At 66.4% G+C, this 18,669-nt stretch carries 20 protein-coding genes, 1 tRNA gene and 1 pseudogene; 11 read left to right on the plus strand and 11 right to left on the minus strand.

Annotation, left to right across the window (positions count from 1 at the left end):
* Positions 1-28 precede the first annotated feature (28 nt).
* The 4 genes from AC13D8_RS19995 to AC13D8_RS20010 all read left to right on the plus strand — a co-directional run bounded on the left by AC13D8_RS19995 (position 29) and on the right by AC13D8_RS20010 (position 3,004).
* The gene (locus AC13D8_RS19995) at positions 29-409 is read left to right on the plus strand and encodes a response regulator transcription factor (protein ID WP_482970284.1); all 381 of its coding nucleotides are present in this window, start codon (positions 29-31) and stop codon (positions 407-409) included.
* Positions 406-2,472 carry a 3'-5' exonuclease gene (locus tag AC13D8_RS20000; protein WP_482970285.1) on the plus strand — a complete coding sequence of 689 codons (2,067 nt, stop codon included), beginning with the start codon at positions 406-408 and terminating at the stop codon, positions 2,470-2,472. Before AC13D8_RS19995 ends, AC13D8_RS20000 begins: the two co-directional genes overlap by 4 nt.
* Before the next feature lie 56 nt (positions 2,473-2,528).
* Positions 2,529-2,602 (plus strand) — tRNA-Gly (locus AC13D8_RS20005).
* A gap of 126 nt (positions 2,603-2,728) precedes the next feature.
* Positions 2,729-3,004 carry a hypothetical protein gene (locus tag AC13D8_RS20010; protein WP_482970286.1) on the plus strand — a complete coding sequence of 92 codons (276 nt, stop codon included), beginning with the start codon at positions 2,729-2,731 and terminating at the stop codon, positions 3,002-3,004.
* Positions 3,005-3,049: 45 nt separating this feature from the next.
* On the opposite strand, the gene AC13D8_RS20015 is transcribed toward AC13D8_RS20010, so the two are convergent.
* Positions 3,050-3,256, minus strand: a complete 207-nt coding sequence (locus AC13D8_RS20015; protein WP_129432493.1) for a cold-shock protein — start codon at positions 3,254-3,256, stop codon at positions 3,050-3,052.
* Between the two features lie 164 nt (positions 3,257-3,420).
* Between AC13D8_RS20015 and AC13D8_RS20020 the strand changes: the two genes are divergently transcribed.
* The 4 genes from AC13D8_RS20020 to AC13D8_RS20035 all read left to right on the plus strand — a co-directional run bounded on the left by AC13D8_RS20020 (position 3,421) and on the right by AC13D8_RS20035 (position 6,915).
* Entirely contained in the window at positions 3,421-3,735 is a 315-nt protein-coding gene (locus AC13D8_RS20020; RefSeq protein ID WP_482970287.1) for an ArsC/Spx/MgsR family protein, read from the plus strand.
* 46 nt (positions 3,736-3,781) lie between these two features.
* The gene (locus AC13D8_RS20025) at positions 3,782-4,150 is read left to right on the plus strand and encodes a hypothetical protein (RefSeq protein ID WP_482970288.1); all 369 of its coding nucleotides are present in this window, start codon (positions 3,782-3,784) and stop codon (positions 4,148-4,150) included.
* A 100-nt stretch (positions 4,151-4,250) separates the two neighbouring features.
* Positions 4,251-5,063 (plus strand): CE1 family esterase, encoded by an 813-nt coding sequence (locus tag AC13D8_RS20030; protein ID WP_482970289.1) that lies wholly within the window; start codon positions 4,251-4,253, stop codon positions 5,061-5,063.
* A gap of 67 nt (positions 5,064-5,130) precedes the next feature.
* Positions 5,131-6,915 (plus strand): ABC transporter ATP-binding protein, encoded by a 1,785-nt coding sequence (locus tag AC13D8_RS20035; protein WP_482970290.1) that lies wholly within the window; start codon positions 5,131-5,133, stop codon positions 6,913-6,915.
* A 12-nt stretch (positions 6,916-6,927) separates the two neighbouring features.
* On the opposite strand, the gene AC13D8_RS20040 is transcribed toward AC13D8_RS20035, so the two are convergent.
* The 5 genes and pseudogenes from AC13D8_RS20040 to AC13D8_RS20060 all read right to left on the minus strand — a co-directional run bounded on the left by AC13D8_RS20040 (position 6,928) and on the right by AC13D8_RS20060 (position 9,791).
* Entirely contained in the window at positions 6,928-7,656 is a 729-nt protein-coding gene (locus tag AC13D8_RS20040) for an alpha/beta fold hydrolase (protein ID WP_482970291.1), read from the minus strand.
* Between the two features lie 79 nt (positions 7,657-7,735).
* Positions 7,736-8,374, minus strand: a pseudogene (locus tag AC13D8_RS20045) (alpha/beta hydrolase); the annotation flags it as partial.
* Between the two features lie 39 nt (positions 8,375-8,413).
* On the minus strand, positions 8,414-8,716 hold the full coding sequence (locus tag AC13D8_RS20050) for a hypothetical protein (protein WP_482970292.1): 303 nt from the start codon (positions 8,714-8,716) through the stop codon (positions 8,414-8,416).
* A complete protein-coding gene (locus AC13D8_RS20055) occupies positions 8,713-9,471 on the minus strand; it encodes an alpha/beta hydrolase (RefSeq protein WP_482970293.1) in 759 nt (252 codons plus the stop codon). Before AC13D8_RS20055 ends, AC13D8_RS20050 begins: the two co-directional genes overlap by 4 nt.
* Positions 9,472-9,545: 74 nt before the next feature.
* Positions 9,546-9,791 (minus strand): hypothetical protein, encoded by a 246-nt coding sequence (locus tag AC13D8_RS20060; protein ID WP_482970294.1) that lies wholly within the window; start codon positions 9,789-9,791, stop codon positions 9,546-9,548.
* A 261-nt stretch (positions 9,792-10,052) separates the two neighbouring features.
* Between AC13D8_RS20060 and thrS the strand changes: the two genes are divergently transcribed.
* Positions 10,053-12,032: a threonine--tRNA ligase gene (gene thrS / locus AC13D8_RS20065; protein ID WP_482970295.1), complete on the plus strand. Its 1,980-nt coding sequence runs from the start codon at positions 10,053-10,055 to the stop codon at positions 12,030-12,032.
* A gap of 10 nt (positions 12,033-12,042) precedes the next feature.
* Here thrS and AC13D8_RS20070 read toward each other — a convergent pair whose 3' ends face one another.
* A complete protein-coding gene (locus AC13D8_RS20070) occupies positions 12,043-12,858 on the minus strand; it encodes a cyclase family protein (RefSeq protein WP_482970296.1) in 816 nt (271 codons plus the stop codon).
* A 232-nt stretch (positions 12,859-13,090) separates the two neighbouring features.
* On the opposite strand from AC13D8_RS20070, the gene AC13D8_RS20075 reads away from it, so the two are divergent.
* A complete protein-coding gene (locus AC13D8_RS20075; RefSeq protein ID WP_482970297.1) occupies positions 13,091-13,357 on the plus strand; it encodes a hypothetical protein in 267 nt (88 codons plus the stop codon).
* 12 nt (positions 13,358-13,369) lie between these two features.
* The gene (locus AC13D8_RS20080) at positions 13,370-13,951 is read left to right on the plus strand and encodes a DUF1523 family protein (RefSeq protein WP_482970298.1); all 582 of its coding nucleotides are present in this window, start codon (positions 13,370-13,372) and stop codon (positions 13,949-13,951) included.
* 4 nt (positions 13,952-13,955) lie between these two features.
* Here the strand turns inward: AC13D8_RS20080 and AC13D8_RS20085 are convergent, their stop codons facing one another.
* Genes AC13D8_RS20085 through AC13D8_RS20100 form a run of 4 tightly spaced genes read right to left on the minus strand, consistent with a single transcriptional unit; the run spans position 13,956 to position 18,556 of the window.
* Complete coding sequence (locus AC13D8_RS20085) at positions 13,956-14,828, minus strand: dimethyl sulfoxide reductase anchor subunit family protein (protein WP_482970299.1); 873 nt, start codon at positions 14,826-14,828, stop codon at positions 13,956-13,958.
* Position 14,829: 1 nt separating this feature from the next.
* Complete coding sequence (locus AC13D8_RS20090; RefSeq protein ID WP_129432508.1) at positions 14,830-15,594, minus strand: 4Fe-4S dicluster domain-containing protein; 765 nt, start codon at positions 15,592-15,594, stop codon at positions 14,830-14,832.
* On the minus strand, positions 15,591-15,740 hold the full coding sequence (locus AC13D8_RS20095) for a hypothetical protein (RefSeq protein ID WP_164989193.1): 150 nt from the start codon (positions 15,738-15,740) through the stop codon (positions 15,591-15,593). The genes AC13D8_RS20090 and AC13D8_RS20095 overlap by 4 nt, the downstream gene beginning before the upstream one ends.
* Positions 15,737-18,556 carry a molybdopterin oxidoreductase family protein gene (locus tag AC13D8_RS20100; RefSeq protein ID WP_482970300.1) on the minus strand — a complete coding sequence of 940 codons (2,820 nt, stop codon included), beginning with the start codon at positions 18,554-18,556 and terminating at the stop codon, positions 15,737-15,739. Before AC13D8_RS20100 ends, AC13D8_RS20095 begins: the two co-directional genes overlap by 4 nt.
* Positions 18,557-18,669 lie beyond the last annotated feature (113 nt).

The raw sequence follows: 18,669 nt of genomic DNA on the forward strand, positions 1-18,669 counted from the left end.
CTGGCATGACCGGGAGAGGAGGCCCGCAATGTCGCAAAAATCCGTTTTGCTCGTCGAGGATGAGGACAACATCGCGCTGGCGCTCGGCTACCTGATCGGGCGCGCGGGCTACCGGGTGCGGCGGGTGGCGACGGGCAATGCCGCGCTCGACGCGCTGGCCGAGGGTCGCCCCGACCTTGTGGTGCTCGACGTGATGCTGCCGGAACGCTCGGGTTACGACATCTGCCAGATGATCCGAAGCGACGCGGCGCTCGCGGGGATCAAGGTGCTGATGATTACCGCGAGCGGTGGCGAGGTGGAGCGGCGCAAGGGGCTGGCCGTGGGGGCGGACGCCTTCATGACCAAGCCCTTTGCCACGGCCGATCTCACGGCGCAGATTCACGCGCTTCTTGCGGAGGGCGCGCCATGATCGAGCGATTGACCGAGCGGCTTGGCCTCCGGTTGCGCTTTGCGCTCTTCTTCGCCGCGCTCGGATTGGGGGGCGCGGCGCTGATCGCGGGGGCGCTGGTCCTTGGTCATATGCGCGCGGGCGGGCCGCCCGACGGCTACGTGATTGCGGGGCTAGTGTCCGGGCTGGGTGTGCTGGGCCTTGCGGCGTGGATCGGGCTCTTGTTCGATGAGAACGTCGCCAAGCCGATCCTCGCGCTCGCCTCGGACCTGACCACCCGCGCCCGCGCCGACGTGGATCTGCAGATCGACCAGGATCAGGCCCGCCATCTCAGCACGCTTGCCCCTGCCGCCAACGCGATCAACGCCGCGCTCTCGGAGGCGCGCGCCGCGCGGCAGCGCGCGGTCGAGCGCGAGACCGCCCGCATCGCCCGCGAAAAGGCGCTGTTCGAGGCGCTGTTTCGTGACCTGGGCGAGGGGGCGGTGGTGGCCACGCCAGACAACCGCGTGATGCTCTACAACCGCATGGCGCAGGAGTTGCTGGGCGATATCGGGCTCGATCGCCCGCTCTCGGCATTCCTGCGGCCCGAGCCGGTGATGAACGCGCTCGCACGGATGCAGGAGGCCCGCATTCGCGGCGAGATCGGCGCCGAGACCTTTCTTGCCGCCTCTGCCGACGGCACGCGCTTTCTGTTGGGTCGCGTCAGCCCGATCCTGTCGGATGAAGAACTGTCGGGTCATGTTCTTATCTTCCGCGACGCGACCGAGGATCTGAGCGCGCACGCGGCCCACGATCACCTGTTCACGACGCTGATGGAGGGGGTGCGCCGCCCGGCGGGAACCATCGGCGCGCTGCTGGAGGTGCTGCAATCGGTGGACGATCTCGCCCCCGAGGAACGCGCGCGGATGCGGCAGGGCATCGAGGACGAGGTGACGCGGCTCTTTGCCTGCCTCGATGACCTGAGCGCCCGCCACGCCGCGATCAAGTCGCGCCGCTGGCCGATGTCGCCGGTCGCGGTCAACCACGTCTTTGACGGGGTGCGCGCGCAAGGCGGCGCGGATATCCGCATCACCCACAGCGACGCGATGCTGAGTTGTGACGGTTTTGCTGTCACCACGCTCTTGGCGGTGATCCTGCGGCACCTTGCCGGGGATGGCAAACGCGCGGGCTTTAGCCTCGCGGCAGAGCAGGACGGGGCCGAGATCCGCCTCGTCCTCGGCTGGACGGGCGCGGCGGTGGGCGACGGAGAGTTGACCGGCTGGCTAAAGGCGCCGCTGTCGGAGGCCTATGGCGATTACTCGGGGCGCGACGCGCTGGCCGCGCACCAGACCGAGATATGGCCCGAAACCGGGGAGGAGGGCCATCGCGTGGTGCTGCCGCTTGCCGCTGCCGCCGCGCCGCTCGCCCCCGGCGACGCGCGGCCCGAGTTCTACGATTTCGACCTGCCCGCCGCGCCCGGCGGCGATCTGGCCGACACGCCGCTGTCCGATCTGAACTTCGTCGTGTTCGACACCGAGACCACCGGCCTGTCGCCGCGCGGCGGCGACGAGATCGTGCAGATTGCTGGATTGCGCATCGTCAACGGCCGCATTCTGCGCGGCGAGAGCTTTGAGACGCTGGTGAATCCGGGCCGGCCAATCCCGCCCGCGTCAACCCGCGTCCACCACATCACCGACGCGATGGTGGCGGATGCGCCCGATATCTCCGAGGCGGGGCGGCGATTCCACGATTTCTGTCGCGGTGCGGTGCTGGTGGCGCATAACGCGCCGTTCGATCTGGCCTTCCTGCGGCTCAAGGAGCAGGCGATCGGGCGGCATTTCGACAACCCGGTGCTGTGCACGGTGCTGATGTCGGCGGGGCTGTTTGCGCATACCGGACAGCACACGCTCGACGCGTTGTGCGACCGGTTCGGCGTGCATATCCCGGCGCAGGCGCGGCACACAGCGATGGGCGATACGGTGGCCACGGCAGAGGTGTTCGTGCGGATGCTGGCGCTGTTGCGCGACAAGGGGGTGACCACGCTGGGCGGGGCCATCGCAGAGGAGGGGCGGCAGACGCGGTTGCGCAAGGCGCAAGCCTACTGAGTGGCGCTCTGGGCGGCTTGACCCGCGCGGCGCGCTGTTCTAAACGCGGGGTCGCTGCGGGCGTTGTGTAATGGTAAGACCTCAGCCTTCCAAGCTGATGATACGGGTTCGATTCCCGTCGCCCGCTCCACCTCCCTTTCTGCTCCGGCTCCGGCGTCCTTCATGGCGGGGAACGCGTTGTTTCCGGTGAAAGAAATTGACAGGGTCCGTGCATCTCTTACCATCGGCCGCGTGATTACCGATGTGGGGGTTTGACATGCAATTTCACAGGACAGGAATTGTCGCGGCGCTTGCGCTCGCCGTACTCGGGGGGCCGGCCCTCGCCGACGGGCCCGGTATCTATGCCTACGAGGGGACGGCGAATTACTGCCCTGCCGGGCTGCAGCCGGTCTCGATCAACGGCGTGATCTGCTGTGGTGAGCCGAACCGGGCGCAAAGCTATCAGCAGGCGAAACAGCATCCTGCCACGCGCATCCGGAGTGCGCGCGCGCGGTATGACGAGTGTCTGCCCGGGATGAAGGGCTGCGACTGAGCCTCGTCCAAAGACAATCTGCCGGGCACGGAACGCCCGTGGCTGTCAGAGCAGCGTCAGATCGCCCGCCATCTGGCGTCCATCCCGGCCATCCTGCAACTCGTAGCCGACCTTCTGGTTGTCGGCGAGGCCGGTGAGCCCCGAACGCTCCACCGCCGAGATATGCACGAACACGTCCTTGCCGCCGTCGTCCGGGGCGATAAAGCCGTAACCTTTCGTGGTGTTGAACCACTTCACGGTGCCTGTCGGCATTCCGTTCTCCTTCGTCTTCGTCTTCGCGTCCCCGGAAATATGCCGGGCCATATGCCGACATCCGGCACAGGCCGATGATTGCATTGTCAATGTAAAAATCAAGCGAAACTCCGTGACGGCCCCGATCTGGCGCGCTAAGACGGCGGACGCGAAGGAGCGAGCCGATGATCGTCTATGGGATAAAAACCTGCGATACCTGTCGCAAGGCATTGAAATCCTTGCCCGGGGCAAGATTGCACGACGTGCGGACCGAGGGGTTGCCCGAAGAGGTGGCACAGGCGGCACTGGCGCGGTTCGGGGCGGCGCTGGTCAACCGGCAATCGGCGACGTGGCGCGGTCTGAGCGAGGAGGCGCGCGCGGTCGCGCCGCTGCCGCTCATTGCCGCGTATCCCGCCGTGATGAAGCGGCCGCTCATCGAGGCGGACGGCACGCTCTACCTCGGCTGGGGGAAAGAGGTGCAGGCCGCGCTCCTTGGATGAGACGCGAGATCACCTATATCGGCAGCAGGTATGAGAGGCAGACATCATGCGTAACGCGGCAGCGGTTCTGGGGATCATCGGCGGATGCCTCGCGGTCCTCGTGGGGTTCTTCAGCTATGGCTACACCGAGGCGGTGAACCGATTCGGCGAGGTCGAGGGGCTCATGCAGCAGGTTGCCGACCCCGGCCTCATCCGCACGGCGAGTTTCCTGGCGCCGCTGCTTGCGATCGCGGGTGGCGCGATGGCGAAGGTGCGTGCGCTACCCGCAGGGTTGTTGTTGCTGGTCGCCGCCGGGCTCATCTACTACGCGTTCGGGTTCAACGTGTTCACCATGTTCCCCATCGGGATGACGGGGCTTGCGGGCGTGCTGGCGCTGGCGGCGGGCACGCCGGACGAGCCGAAATCGCATTTCTAGATCGGGCGGGCGCCTGTCGCGCGTGGGCTGACGGGCTTGTGACATGACATTTCATGACCGGCTCTTAGGTTGCATCGCGACACGACACGACGGACCGCACATGCGCCACGCCCTTGCCATCGCTTTTCTGGCCCTCATCACGCCTGCGCCCGCCCTTGCCGCGGGGCAGGTCGCACCGCGCTGTCACGCGGAGGTGCCCTGCGCGCTCGGTGGCCGGTCCTACCACGTGAAGGAACCTGACGGCTGGGACGGCAAGACGCCGCTGCCGGTGCTGCTGCATTTTCATGGCTGGATGCGGCAGGGTACGTTGATCGTCAAGCATGGCCGCATTTCCGGCGCGACGCGGCGGCGCGGCGTGCTGCTGCTGGCACCCAACGGGCAGGGCAAGACATGGGATTTCTGGACCGACCGAACCGATGACGTGGATTTCGCCGCGGCGGTGATCGAGGACGCGGCGAAACGCTATCCCATCGACCGCAGTCGCATCTATGTCTCGGGTTATTCCTACGGATCCGCGATGGCGTGGCGCTACGCGTGCGAGAACGGTGACGGGGTGGCGGCGCTTCTCGCGGTGTCGGGCACTTTGCGGCAATCCGAGAGCTGCGCGCAGGCCCCTCAGGAGGTGCGCCATGTACACGGCACCTCGGACACGGTGATGGATTTCCCCTTTGGCCCCAACGGCGAGACGACATGGCCGGTCCGGCTCTGGCGCGGGCGGATGGGATGCGCAGGGCCGGGCGAAAGCCTCGGGAAGTGGTCGGTGACCGACCACGATACATTCGCGCGCACGACATGGGATTGTGACGACGGCCGCGTTGTGCTTGACGTGCATTCGCGCGGCCATTTCATCCCGCGCGGATGGATCGCCCGTCAACTGGATGAAATGCTCGACCTGCCACCATCCTATCCGTGAAGGGGTGACCTTGGCCTCTGAACGCTCTAAGACGCGGGCAGGACACAGCAAGACGGCACCGCCCCGAATGAACACCCCCGACCCGGACGGCAGATCGCCCCTCCTCACCGGACCTGACCGCGACAACCTGCAGTGGTTCTGGCGTCTCTACCTGCGCCGCCGCGCGCCGTGGCTGGGGCTCGTTCTGGTCATGATCCTCGTGCAGGGGGTCGTTTATCAACAGTTCCTCGCCATCACCGAGGACGGCCTGCGCGTGATCTTCGAGAGCGGCTCGGTCCGCGATCTCGTTTTCGTCTGCGCCGCGGTGTTCTTTCTCTTCACGGTGCGGGGCACGATGGCCTATCTCGTGCCGCGCATCTCTGTCTGGGTGTCCAATTCGGCCATATACGAAATGCGCCGCGACCTGATCGCGCACCTGATGACCCTCGACCTGAGCTATTTCGAGCGCACGCGCTCGGGCGAGTTGATCCACCGGATCGTGATGCAGACGCAGTCGCTTGGGCATTTCATGGGACTGGGCACGGCCAACGCCGTGCGCGACGCGGTGACGGTGGTGATCGTGTCGGGCTACCTGATCTGGAAGAACCCGGTGCTGTTCGCGGCCGCGATCGTAGTTCTGCCCTTCATCATCTGGGTGATGAACGCCGTTTCGGCGCGGGTCAAGCGCGTGCAGGGCGAGGCCGAGACGGCGCTCGGCAACTACATGAACCGGCTAGAAGAGACGATCTCGGCCATGCGCACGATCAAGATCGCGAGCCAGGAACGGGTCGAGACCGACCGGCTCGATGGTGACACCGGCTTGATGCGCGACCTCACGCTCAAGGTGCAGCGCACGCAGGCGTTGGTGATGCCCTCGATCGACCTTTCCTCGGCTTTCGTCTACGTGCTGGTGATCGGCGGCGGCGGCTACATGGTGCTCAGCTCCGAGTTTGACATGGACGGGGCCGAGATCATCACGTTCCTTTTGGGCATGGTGCTCGTGTTCGACCCGGCGCGACTGCTGGCGCAGTACCTGGGCCTGTTGCCCACCCATCTCGTGCAACTCGACCGCGTGCGGCGCATGTTCCACGAACACCCCACCATCATCGACGCCCCGGACGCGATCACCGATTTCGACATGGGCGGCGATATCGTGCTCGAGGACGTGCGCTTTGGCTACAGCGCCGATCACCCGCTCTTCGACGGTCTGTCCATGCGCTTCGAGGGGGGGGCCGTTTCGGCCATCGTGGGGGCCACCGGGTCGGGCAAGACGACGGTGTTGTCGCTCTTGTCGCGGCTCTATGACGTGCAGGGGGGACGCATCTCCATCGGGGGCACGCCTATTGACCGGCTCGAGCTCGACGCATTGCGCGCCGCGTTCTCTGTGGTGGCGCAGGATATCGTGATCTTCGACAATTCGATCTGGGAGAACATCCGCTACGTCAACCCCGTGGCTGAGGACGCCGAGATCTGGCAGGCCGCCGAGAATGCCGAGATCGCCGACCTGATCCGTGCGCGCGGCGACACCCCTGTGGGCCCCAAGGGCGCGCAGCTATCGGGCGGGCAGAAACAGCGCATTGCCATAGCGCGCGCGTTTCTCGTGGATGCACCGATCCTGCTTCTGGACGAGGCGACGAGCGCGCTCGATCAGGCGACGGAGGCCCGGATCAAGGCCGCGCTCACCCGGCTCACCAAGGGGCGCACGACCATCGTGGTCGCGCACCGGCTGTCGTCGATCACCGATGCAGATTGCATTTTCGTGCTCGAGGCGGGGCGGCTGGTGGAGCAGGGCAGCCACGACGAGCTGATCGCGCGGGGGGGCTATTACACCCAGCTCTACAAGGCGCAGAAACAGACCAGCACTGCGCGCTGAACCGGCGGGCGCTCAGGCGTCCGCGCGTCGTTGCAGCATCAGCGGCTTCGTCAGCCAGCCGCGCAACGCCGCATTGGTCTCGGCTGGCTGCTCCAGCACCGGCAGGTGCCCGGCGCCGTCGATCACGCACAGCTCTGCGTCCGGAATTAGCCCGGCCATGAAGTCGTGTCGCCGTGGCGGGGTCAGGCCATCGGCGGCCCCGCACAGCACCAGCGCCGGCACCTGGCAACGGCGCAGGACTGCCTGGTAGTCGCGCCGCCGCTGTAGGGCGCGCACCTGCCGCACGAGCGTGTCAGGCCCGAGCGCCTCGGCCATCTCGATCACCTGCGCCAGCACCTCCACCCGGCCTGCGCCCGGTGCCAGGACGTCCTGACCCAGCACCATCTCGACCGCCTCGACGATCATCCCGGCGCGCAGCTTGGCCACCAGCGGCTCGTACCCGGCGGAGGAGTGCGGTGTCTCCGCCAGCGCGTTCGTGTCCATCAGCGCGATCCGCGTCACGCGATCTGGCGCGCGGCGCAGGATTTCCATCGCCACGATCCCGCCCATCGACAGCCCGGCCAGCGCGAACCGTGGCGGCAGGTGGTCGAGCAGCCCCGAGGCGATTTCCTCGATCCGCTCGCCGCGCGTGATCGGCGCGACGCACACCACCCTGTCCTGCCCCAGCTCGGCGATCTGCGGAGCGAAGAGTCGCGCGTCGCACATCATGCCGGGCAGAAACACGACCGGATCACCGCTCATCGAAACACCCCCAATTCCGGGGGTCTCTTGCCCCCGTCCTTTGGCGAGCATGGCACCGCCGCTACTGCGCGTGCAAGGGCTAAGGCGCGATGCTCTTTTCGACCCATGCGATCATCGCCATTGCCGCGGCGGCGGTACTGCCGGGTGACATGATGTTGCCCGCCACCACATGCGCGGACGGGTCGTCCCCTTCGGCCAGCACCGGCGCGATGCGCGTTGCAGGGCCGCCCCAGCGGGCCAGCACGCTGTCGGTCAGGTCCGGGCGCACCACCGTGTCCGCATCCGAGTAGTAGAAGAGCGCAGGCACCGGGACCGTCGCCGGGTCGAGCGCGCGGGCGCGTGCCACCAGCGCCGCCATCGGAAACACCGCCGTGCTGGGATACTCGGTGGTCCATTCCGCCGCCTGCCCGGGGTTGCGCGGCGCGAAGCGGCGCCGCTGCCTGGCCATGAGCGGCAGCCAGTAGCGCGCGCCCGGCCACGTCAGTAGCGGGGCCAACGGGTTGTTGATCCCGAAATTGGGCGAGACGAGGATCGCCCCCGCGACCCCCTCACGCAGAGCGGAGTCGGCGAGGGCGAGCGTGGCCACCGTGGTCCCGGTCGAGGTGGCGAGGATCACCACCCGCTCGCCCACCGCGCGCGCCACCGCCAGCGCCTCGGCCGCATCCACCAGCCAGTCCGACGCCGTTGCCTCGGCCATCGCGTCGCCGTTGCGCCCGTGGCCGCTGAAGCGGGCATAGACGAGGTTGGCCCCAAGTGCCTACGCCACCATGTCCGGCACCGGGCGGATTTCCTGGCTCGAGGCGGAGAAGCCGTGCAGGTAGACGATGGCGAGCGGTGTGCGCGTCTCGGGCGCGCCCGTCCAGATCACACGCTTGTGGCTGTCGGGGCGGATGTCGTCATACCGCGCCTCGCGCGCCGCGAGATAGCTGTCCACGCCGCTGTCTAGCCTGCCCGCGTCGAAGGGTGGCGGCATCTCGACCGGCTCGCGCGGGGCCAGAAGCAGACCCGCCGCGACGAGCAGGGCGACCGCCAGAAGCGCGCGCAGCAGCCAGCGAATCATCCCGCGTCCGTCCGCGCGCTCACCTCGTCCAGCGCCGCGCCGATGAGGTCGAGACAGTCGGGATCGGAAAAGCGGTGATCCGCCCCGCGGACCAGCGTGAGCCGCATGTCCGGCCCGGTGGCGTGGTCCAATAGCCGCAAGGCGACGGATTTATCCACATCCTCATCGGCAGTGCCTTGCAGAAATCGAACCGGGAAGGGCAGGTCGAGCGGCGAACGCAGGACGAGGTGATCGCGCCCGTCCTCGATCAGGCGGCGGGTGATGATGTAGGGCTCGCCATACTCCGAGGGCAGCGCGATCTGCCCTTCCTCCATGATCCGGCGGCGGTCGGCCTCGTCAAACCCGGCCCACATCGAATCCTCGGTGAAATCGGGGGCGGCGGCGATACCCACCATGCCCGCCACCCGTTCGGGGCAGGCGCGCGCCAGCAGAAGCGCGATCCATCCGCCCATGGACGAGCCCACGAGGATCTGTGGCCCCTCGGTCAGCGCGTCGAGCACCGCGCGGGCATCCTCTGCCCAGTCGCCGATGCATCCTTCGGTGAACGCCCCCGAGGATTGCCCGTGCCCGGAATAGTCGAAGCGCAGGAAGGCACGGCCCCGTGCCCGCGCCCAGTCCTCAAGCCAGAGCGCCTTGGTGCCCTCCATGTCGGACTTGAATCCGCCGAGAAAGACGATCCCCGGCCCAGTCCCGGCCAGCCGGTGATGGGCGAGGCGGCGGCCCGCTCCGGTTTCGTGCCATGATGGTTCCGGCATCGCATCCTCCCTTGCCCTGCGGCGGGGATCATGCACCGGTGCCCGCGCCCGTGCAAACGGGATTCCTCCCGGGTTCAGCCGCCGATATAGGCGCCTTTGCGCGGCCGGTAGAACACCTTCTGATTGTGCAGCCGTCCGAGCAGGTCGTGGATGCGGCGCAGGGTCTCGTCTGCCTCGGGCAGGGCGTCGGCGGTCTTGTCATGTTGCACCGGATCGGTGAGCGTGCGCGCCGACAGGTCGGCCTTGGTCTGTCTCAGCGCGGTCTCGATCAGGTCCATATCTTCGACGGAGAGTTCGAATTTCTCGTTATATCCCGGCATGTCCGGTGTCTCCTCTGCCTTGCCGCGCCGCGGCTTTGCCGGCGCAGCGCAATATTATTGCGTGACCGATAAACGGCACTTAAGGCAGCATTCGCGACATGTCCACTGGATTTTTTGAACTGCGTCAATAGGTTGCGATATACGGTCGCATACCATCGTGCACCTTCTCCCCCTTGACCTCGGCGGCGGATGCGGGCATGAGGCGGCGAAATACCCGCAACCGGGCGTTCCGTGGGCGCCAAACCGACGAGGAGCCGTGACATGGCCGATATTTCCCTCACCTTTCCCGATGGCAATGCGCGCAGCTACCCCGCTGGTGTGACCCCCGCCGAGGTGGCGACCGATATCTCGGTGTCGCTGGCGAAAAAGGCCATTTCGGCCCATGTCGACGGGCAGCACTGGGACCTGCAATGGCCGATCCCGCGCGACGCCGCGATCGGTATCAACACGATGAAGGACGAGGGCCCCGCGCTCGAACTCATCCGCCATGACCTCGCCCATATCATGGCCCGCGCGGTGCAGGAGATCTGGCCCGATGTGAAGGTCACCATCGGCCCGGTGATCGAGAATGGCTGGTACTACGATTTCGACCGCGCCGAGCCGTTCACGCCCGAGGACCTGAGCCGGATCGAGGCCAAGATGCGCGAGATCATCAACGCGCGCGATCCGGTGACCACCGAGGTCTGGGAGCGTGCCCGCGCGATCGCGCATTACGAGCAGACGGGCGAGCCCTACAAGGTGGAACTGGTCGAGGCTATCCCGGGCGACGAGCCGCTGCGCATGTACTGGCACGGGCACTGGCAGGACCTGTGCCGTGGCCCGCATCTGCAACATACCGGGCAGGTGCCCGCCGACGCCTTCAAGCTGATGAGCGTGGCCGGTGCGTATTGGCGCGGCGATAGCAGCCGCCCGATGCTGCAACGCATCTACGGCGTGGCCTTTCAGACCCGCGACAAGCTCAAGGCGTATCTCAATTTCCTCGAAGAAGCCGAGCGCCGCGACCACCGCCGCCTTGGCCGCGAGATGGACCTGTTTCACATGCAGGAGGAAGCGCCGGGCCAGGTTTTCTGGCACCCCAACGGCTGGACCATCTACACCGAGTTGCAGGATTACATGCGCCGCAAGCAGCGCGCCGGCGGCTATCGCGAGATCAACACGCCGCAGGTCGTAGACCGCAAGCTTTGGGAAGCATCGGGCCACTGGGACAAGTACCAGCACCACATGTTCGTGGTCGAAGTGGACGAAAGCCGTGACGGCGAGACCGACGACGCGGCGGTGAAGAACAAGTCGCAGACGCGGATCAATGCGCTGAAGCCGATGAACTGCCCCTGCCACGTTCAGGTGTTCAACCAGGGCCTGAAATCCTATCGCGATCTGCCGCTGCGGCTGGCCGAGTTCGGATCATGTGCGCGGTTCGAGCCGTCGGGCGCACTGCACGGGATCATGCGGGTGCGCGGATTCACGCAGGACGACGCGCATATCTTCTGCACCGAAGAGCAGATCCAGGAAGAGTGCGCGCGGTTCATCGACTTCCTTGCCGGTGTCTACCGCGAGCTTGGTTTCCCTGAATTCGAGATTCGTTTCGCCACCCGCCCCGAGAAACGTGTCGGGACGGATGAGAGCTGGGACTATGTCGAAGGGGCGCTGGAAAATGCGATCAAGGCCGTGGGCCGTGATTACACGTTGGAGCCGGGAGATGGCGCGTTCTACGGGCCGAAGCTGGACTTCTACCTCACCGACGCAATCGGCCGGGTGTGGCAATGCGGCACCTTCCAGGTGGACCCGAACCTGCCCGAGCGGCTGGACGCGAGCTATATCGCGCAGGACGGGGCCAAGCACCGGCCCTACATGCTGCACCGTGCCTGCCTTGGCAGCTTCGAGCGCTTCATCGGCATCCTGATAGAGGAACATGCCGGGCGGCTGCCCTTCTGGCTCGCGCCTCGGCAGGTGGTGGTTGCCTCGATCGTATCGGATGCCGATGATTACGTACAAGAGGTGGTAGAGAACCTGCGCGCGCGCGGCGTGCGCGCCGAGGCCGATACCCGAAACGAGAAGATCAACTACAAAGTGCGCGAGCATTCGGTCGGCAAGGTGCCGGTGATCCTGGCTTGCGGGCTGCGCGAGGTCGAGGAGCGCAGCGTGTCGCTGCGCCGCCTCGGCGAGAAGGCCACGCGCACCGTCGCCCTGGACGAGATCGCGCCCGAACTGGCGCGCGAGGCGACCCCGCCGGACATGATCTGACGCGCGTGCGTCAGATCAGGGCAAAGAGCCGCGCCGGTCCGCCGGTGCCGCCGCGATGCTTGGGCGCGCCGATGACGATGGTGGCCCCCGCCGCGGGAACACGGTCGAGCCCGGCCACGTTCTCGATCCCGAAGCGCCCGGAGGGCAGCCACGCGTAATGGGTGGCGAAATCCGCCGACGGCCCATGATCGAGCGATAGGGTGTCGACCGCGATGGAGCGCGCGCCGGTCTCTTCGATCAGCATTTGCGCCGCCTCGACATGAAAGCCCGGGTAGTGCTGCGCCTCGCCGTCGAAGCCACGGAATGCATCGCTGCCCGTCTTGGCGGCCCAGCCCGAATGGAGGGCCACGCAGGCGCCGTCCGGGATCGGGCCATTGGCCGCGATCCACGCCTTGAGGTCGTCGGGCGTGAGCTGCGCGTCGGCATCGTCGGCGGCGCGGGCGGCGATATCGACCACGCAGAGCGGGGCCACGAGGTTGCCCACGGGTATCTCGTCCACCGATGCGCCATCGGCGGAGAAGTGCAGCGGCGCGTCGATATGGGTGCCGGTGTGCTCGTTGACGGTGAGCGTCAGCAGGTTGAAGCCGTGCTCTTCGAAGTTGAAATTCTGCTCGGTCGAGATGCCTGGCGCGCCGAAATAGGTGGGAAAATCGGCGTCATAGGCATGGGTCAGGTCTTCGACCGCTCCGTGCCCGTGAGCAAGAGCGGGGGGCGCGCCGAGAGGTGCGAGCGCCGCCCCCGCGCCGACGGTGGCCGCCGCCGTGAAAAAGCCGCGCCGCGACAGCATCCTGTCCTTGACCGCGTTGATGATGCAGGCGTCACACATTGGTCTTTCTCCTCTGCTGTTGGATCACGGCGGTAATGCCGGGGCTATTGCCCGAAGGACTCGAGGCCGCGAAAGTCGATCACCAGGACCGTGGCGGGCAGCAAAAAACGTGTCATTTGCGAACACTCCGTACTACGTTCAAAAGGGTGCCGAATGCCGGAAACGTGCCGCCGCGACATCGCGAGTTTACGTCAAGGAGCGTGCTTTTCAAGGCTGGCGGCCAGGAGGGACCATGATCGCGCTGATGCGCCTGCTGATCTTCGGGGGGATCGCCCTCGCCGCGCTCTATCTGGGCCTGTCATGGTATTTTCGCGCGGCCCATCGCGAACGAATGGAACGCGACTGGGAAGGGGCGGGCCGTCCGGGCAACCGCGACGCCTATATCGAGGAGGGGATGGCGCAATACGAGCGGTCCTTGCGGCGCAGGCTCTTGTGGCTGGTCTTCATCCTGCCGGTGACGGCGGTGGCGGCCATCATCTGGTTCACGAATTTCAACTGAGGAGGCCGCGCGATGGTCTATGTCAAATGGGGCTTCAGGGCGATCTTCTGGATCGTGGTGCTGGCCTTTCTGCACTACACGCTGCCGCAACATGATATTGCGCGGATCACCGACACCTATGAAAAGCGGGTCAATCCCGGCGATAACGCGCTCTTTTGGTCGAACGCCGCGACCGGCGAGAACGTGAACGCGACCGAGCGCGACGTGTTTTTCATCCAGACCTTCCTGACCGATGACGACCCGATGATCTATCGCAACGAGGATACCGGCTGGGGCTGGCCGCCCTATTTCAAGTTCGACACGTCGAATTTGCAGGCCGAGGCCTCGGACATGATGTCGAAGAAGTCGGCGGAGACCGCGCAATGGGTGGCGATCCGTCATTACGGCTGGCGCAACGAGTTCCTGTCGATCTATCCCAACGCGATCTCGCTCTGGCCGGTCGAGGGGCCGGACGCGCGGATCGTGCCGTGGTTCAACATCGTTGTTCTGACGCTGCTCGCCGCGCTGGCGTGGGCGATCCGTGTGCGCTGGAACCGGTTCTGGGCGCACCGCGGCGCGCCCGAGGGTGGCGAGTGGCGCGAGGCCGCGGACTAAGCGGTCAGCGCGCCCCGTAATAGAGCCCGACGACGTGCTCGGCCTCGGCGAAGAACAGCCAGCGCGACACGGCGATGCCGACAAGGTGGCTGATCGCGGCCAGCGCCGCTGCGGCGTGGCTGAACGGCAGCGCCAGCAGCACGAGCGGCAGGGCATACCCGAGCGCGAGCGCGATCATCCGCAGTTTCGCGGCGTGCTTACGCCCCACCACGAAGACGAATTCGCGCAGCAGGTAATTGCTGCCGGTATGCGGCGGGGCGAAGGCGCGGACGTGGCCGATCCCGCCCAGCCCGGTGGCCGTGGCCATGTCGGTGCCGCTTGATGCCAGCGCGCCGTCGCCGCGCATCCACCACAACACCTGCACCAGCCCCGCCACCGCCAACAGCACCATCGCGGCGGTCACCTGCCCGGCCAGCAGCGCCCCGCCCGCGAGCGAGACGGCGATGAACAGCGCCGGGGTGAGTGGCGTTTTCCAGCGCGGCACGGTGCGCATTTGCGCGTAGATCATCGAGGTCGTGACCACCGTGGCCAGCGCCAGCACGGCCCCGAGCCAGCCGAGAGGCGCGATCCGCGTGTCCAGAAAAACCAGCGCCGCGCCGTAGACGCCCATGACCACGAGCGCGGCCACCGAGGCCACGCCTTCGCGAGAGAGCCAGCTCGACCGCCACTGGCTGAACGCCTTCCACGCGCGCTCGGGATGGCCGAGATGGAAGGTCGAGGCCAGTAGCCCGCCCGCCGCGAGCGCATAGCCCACGGCGAAGAAGACGAAGGCCACCCAGCCGGTGACGTCGGGCAGGCCGAGGCCTAGCCAGAACAACAGGCCGAACCCGGCGCCGGAGAGAGTGGTGAAGGCGATGACGGAAGGGGCGGGATGCATGTCAGAGCCTTTCCAGCGTGCGGTCGAGCCAGCCGAGGAAGCCCTTGGGTTCCTCGGCCACGGGGTCGAGCAGGGGGGCCAGAACGTCGACCTCGTCGAGCGTGTCGCGCGGGCGCGGCGGCAGGTACTGGTTTACGGGTTTGGTGCCCTGCTCGGGCATGAGATCCATCCCGCCGCGTTCGGCCACCAGTTTGGATACGTCGCTATCGGGGTCGCCCAGGTCGCCGAAATGCCGCGCACCCGCCGGGCAGGTGCGCACGCAGGCGGGCACGCGGTCCTCCTCGGGCAGGTTGTCGTTGTAGATTCGGTCGACGCAGAGGGTGCATTTCTTCATCACGCCCTCGGCGGCGTCCATTTCCCGCGCGCCGTAGGGGCAGGCCCAGGCGCAGAGCCCGCAGCCGATGCAATCGCTCTCGTTCACGAGCACGATCCCGTCCTCCACCCGTTTGTAGCTCGCGCCAGTGGGGCAGACGGTGACGCAGGGCGCATCCTCGCAATGCAGGCAGGACTTGGGGAAGTGCACGAGTTGCGCGGCGGGATGCGGCATCGCGGAGGTCGCCAGGGGCTGCACCTCGTAGCTGTGCACGCGGTTGAGGAAGGTGCCGGAGGGATCGGCGCCGTAGGGCTCTTGATCGCTGAGCGGCGCGCCGTAATTCTCGGTATTCCAGCCCTTGCAGGACACCACGCAGGCATGACAGCCGACGCAGGTGTCGAGGTCGATCACGAGGCCGAGTTTCCGGGTCGTGGTTTCGGGAAGCGTTGTCATGCGGCGCGCTCCTCAACGGTGTGGGGTCGGGTGCTCATCGGCGCTTCGCGGGTCTTGTCCCATGTGGCGATGAACCAGATGAAAGAGCCGATGCCGAAGGCGACAAAGGCCAGGATGGCGAGCAACGTCAGTGTCTTGCCGCTCATTTCCCGACCTTCCATTCCAGGTGATCGGGGCCTTGCCCCACCGGCGATTTGACCGGGGCGAAGGCCGGTTGCGACTCTGTCGGCGCTTGGACCTTCTCGATCCTTACCCGCAGGTCGAACCACGCCGCCTGACCGGTGATCGGATCGGAGTTGGACCAGCGCAGGCCATCGCCCTTCTCGGGCAGCAGCTCGTGGATGAGGTGGTTGAGCAGAAAGCCGCGGGTGGCCTCGGGGGCATCCTCGGAGAGCGCCCAGGCGCCCTTGCGCTTGCCGATGGCGTTCCAGGTCCAGACGGTGTTCTCGTTGAGTGCCGCCATGTGCGCCACCGGCACGGTGATCTCGCCATGTGTCGAGGTGACGCGCGCCCAGTCGCCGTCGCGGAACCCGTGCTCCTCCCACAGTTTCGTGGGCAGGTAGAGCGGGTTCTCGCCGTGGATTTGCCGCAGCCAGGCGTTCTGCGTGCCCCAGGAGTGATACATCGCCATCGGACGTTGCGTCAGGGCGTGGATTGGGAATTCCTCGGTGTCGATGCTGTCATCTTCGAGTGGCGGATACCAGATCGGCAGCGGGTCCATGGTGGATTTGATCCGGTCGCGCAGGTGATCGGGTGGCTGGCGGTCGCCGTAACCTTCGGCGGCGAGCTGGAAGCGGCGCATCGGTTCGGCGTACAGGTCGAAGATGTAGGGTTGGGGCGTGTCGAAAATGCCCATTCCCACGGCCCAGTCCTGGTAGGCCATGTTCCACGGCTTGTAGTAATTTGCGCCCTCGGGAATGTGGCTGACGAAGAAGCCGCCATTCTCGATATAGCGGTCAAGCTGTGCGGGATTGGGCGCGCCGCGACCGACGTCATCGCCATTGCCGCGAAAGCCCGAGAGGGGGCCGATACCCGGCTTGCGTTCGTGCTTGACCATGTAATCGGCGTAATCGCGGTAGCGCGGCGTGCCGTCCTCGGTTGTAAAGCCCGGCAATTTCAGCTTGTTGGCCAGTTGCACCAGCACCGTCTGAAAGCCGCGCACGTCACGGTCCGGCTCCACCACCGGCCAGCGGATCGCGTCCGCCGCCGCATCCGCCTCGCAGATCGGGCGGTCAAGAAGCGAGATGCAATCGTGGCGTTCGAGATAGGTGGTGTCGGGCAGGATCAGGTCGGCATAGGCCACCATTTCCGAGCTGTAGGCATCCGAGTAGATGATGTGGGGGATGACATACTCGCCGGTCTCGTCCGTGTCGGTCAGCATCTCCATCACGCCGCGCGTGTTCATCGAGGAATTCCACGACATGTTGGCCATGTACATGAACAGCGTGTCGATCTTGTAGGGATCGCCGGCATGAGCGTTGGAGATGACCATGTGCATCAGCCCGTGTGCCGACATCGGGTTTTCCCAGGTAAACGCCTTGTCGATGCGGGCGGGGCTGCCATCCTCCTTGAGCGCGAGGTCTTCGGGACCACGCACGAAGCCCAGATGCGGGCCGTCGAGCGGGCTGTTCGGGGCGCTCTTGCAATGCGGCGTGGGGTGGGCGCTGACCGGCTTGGGGTAGGGCGGCTTGAAGCGGAAGCCGCCGGGCACCTCGACCGTGCCGAGGATGATTTGCAGCACATGAAGCGCGCGGGCCGTCTGGAAGCCATTGGAATGGGCGGATATTCCACGCATGGCGTGGAAGCTGACCGGGCGGCCGGTCATGGTCTTGTGCGTCTCGCCGCGGAAATCGGTCCATTCGTGATCGAGGGTGATTTCCTCCTCGAATGCCACGCGGGCGATCTCGGCGGCGATGCGGCGGATCTTGTCGGGGGTGACGCCGCAGCGGCCGGCCACCGCCTCGGGGGCGTATTGGGGCTCGAGATAACGCTCGGCCATCAGGTGCATCACCGGGCGATGCGTGATGCCATCGACCTCGTGGGTGGCACCAAGATCGGGGCGCACGCCGGGGGTATCAAAGGCCGTGAGCTTGCCGGTGTTGCGGTCGATGACTGTCGGTTTTCCGTCGGTATCGCGTAGGAAAAGCCCGTGCTCGGGCGAGTCCGGGTCGGCGTTCACCAGAACCGGCGCGTTGGTGTAGCGGGCGAGGTAGTCGAGGTCGATCTTGCCCGCGCGCATCAGTTCGTGGATCAGCGACAGGATGAAGAGGCCATCGGTGCCCGGCGTGATGCCCACCCAATCGTCGGCCACGGCGTTATAGCCCGAGCGGATCGGGTTCACCCCGATCACCCGCGCGCCGCGCGCCTTGATCTTGCCGATTCCCATCTTGATCGGGTTGCTGTCGTGATCCTCGGCCACGCCGAACAGCATGAAGAGCTTGGTGTGGTCCCAATCCGGCTGGCCGAATTCCCAGAACGCGCCGCCCATCGTGTAGATGCCCCCGGCGGCCATGTTGACCGAGCAGAAGCCGCCATGCGCCGCGAAATTCGGCGTGCCGAAATTCTGCGCCCAGTAGCCGGTGAAGCTCTGGCTCTGATCGCGCCCGGTGAAGAAGGCGAGCTTGGACGGGTCGCTCTTGCGGATCGGCGCCAGCCAGTCGCAGGCGATCTGCAAGGCCTCGTCCCAGGAAATTTCCTCGAACTCACCCGAGCCGCGGGGGCCCACACGTTTGAGCGGCGCGCGCAGGCGCGAGGGGGCGTTGACCTGCATGATCCCGGCGGAGCCCTTGGCGCAGAGCACGCCCTTGTTGACAGGGTGATCGCGGTTTCCCTCGATATAGGCCACCTTGCCGCCCTTCATGTGCACGTTGATCCCGCAGCGGCAGGCGCACATGTAGCAGGTGGTCTTGCGCACCTCGTCGGAGACGTGCGGAGACGTGTCGATACGGGGTTGCTGTGTCATTGGCGGCCTGTCCTCCCTTGGCCCGACGTTAGGCCAGGCTGCGGGCCGGTGCGACCCGTATTCTGTAATCTTCGCGTTCCGTGAACATGCGTTTCGCTCTTTCTGAAACTGGC

The organism is Roseovarius sp. B-10, assembly GCF_056859295.1.

Excerpts from the sequence above, each read along its gene's own strand:
- thrS (WP_482970295.1), top strand. The coding sequence starts at position 10,053 with ATGGCCGATATTTCCCTCACCTTTCCCGATGGCAATGCGCGCAGCTAC.
- AC13D8_RS20010 (WP_482970286.1), top strand. The coding sequence starts at position 2,729 with ATGCAATTTCACAGGACAGGAATTGTCGCGGCGCTTGCGCTCGCCGTA.
- AC13D8_RS20025 (WP_482970288.1), top strand. The coding sequence starts at position 3,782 with ATGCGTAACGCGGCAGCGGTTCTGGGGATCATCGGCGGATGCCTCGCG.
- AC13D8_RS20060 (WP_482970294.1), bottom strand. The coding sequence starts at position 9,791 with ATGCCGGGATATAACGAGAAATTCGAACTCTCCGTCGAAGATATGGAC.
- AC13D8_RS20095 (WP_164989193.1), bottom strand. The coding sequence starts at position 15,740 with ATGAGCGGCAAGACACTGACGTTGCTCGCCATCCTGGCCTTTGTCGCC.
- AC13D8_RS20020 (WP_482970287.1), top strand. The coding sequence starts at position 3,421 with ATGATCGTCTATGGGATAAAAACCTGCGATACCTGTCGCAAGGCATTG.
- AC13D8_RS20015 (WP_129432493.1), bottom strand. The coding sequence starts at position 3,256 with ATGCCGACAGGCACCGTGAAGTGGTTCAACACCACGAAAGGTTACGGC.
- AC13D8_RS20090 (WP_129432508.1), bottom strand. The coding sequence starts at position 15,594 with ATGACAACGCTTCCCGAAACCACGACCCGGAAACTCGGCCTCGTGATC.
- AC13D8_RS20035 (WP_482970290.1), top strand. The coding sequence starts at position 5,131 with ATGAACACCCCCGACCCGGACGGCAGATCGCCCCTCCTCACCGGACCT.
- AC13D8_RS20080 (WP_482970298.1), top strand. The coding sequence starts at position 13,370 with ATGGTCTATGTCAAATGGGGCTTCAGGGCGATCTTCTGGATCGTGGTG.
- AC13D8_RS20050 (WP_482970292.1), bottom strand. The coding sequence starts at position 8,716 with ATGATTCGCTGGCTGCTGCGCGCGCTTCTGGCGGTCGCCCTGCTCGTC.
- AC13D8_RS20030 (WP_482970289.1), top strand. The coding sequence starts at position 4,251 with ATGCGCCACGCCCTTGCCATCGCTTTTCTGGCCCTCATCACGCCTGCG.
- AC13D8_RS19995 (WP_482970284.1), top strand. The coding sequence starts at position 29 with ATGTCGCAAAAATCCGTTTTGCTCGTCGAGGATGAGGACAACATCGCG.
- AC13D8_RS20040 (WP_482970291.1), bottom strand. The coding sequence starts at position 7,656 with ATGAGCGGTGATCCGGTCGTGTTTCTGCCCGGCATGATGTGCGACGCG.
- AC13D8_RS20000 (WP_482970285.1), top strand. The coding sequence starts at position 406 with ATGATCGAGCGATTGACCGAGCGGCTTGGCCTCCGGTTGCGCTTTGCG.
- AC13D8_RS20070 (WP_482970296.1), bottom strand. The coding sequence starts at position 12,858 with ATGTGTGACGCCTGCATCATCAACGCGGTCAAGGACAGGATGCTGTCG.
- AC13D8_RS20085 (WP_482970299.1), bottom strand. The coding sequence starts at position 14,828 with ATGCATCCCGCCCCTTCCGTCATCGCCTTCACCACTCTCTCCGGCGCC.
- AC13D8_RS20100 (WP_482970300.1), bottom strand. The coding sequence starts at position 18,556 with ATGACACAGCAACCCCGTATCGACACGTCTCCGCACGTCTCCGACGAG.
- AC13D8_RS20055 (WP_482970293.1), bottom strand. The coding sequence starts at position 9,471 with ATGCCGGAACCATCATGGCACGAAACCGGAGCGGGCCGCCGCCTCGCC.
- AC13D8_RS20075 (WP_482970297.1), top strand. The coding sequence starts at position 13,091 with ATGATCGCGCTGATGCGCCTGCTGATCTTCGGGGGGATCGCCCTCGCC.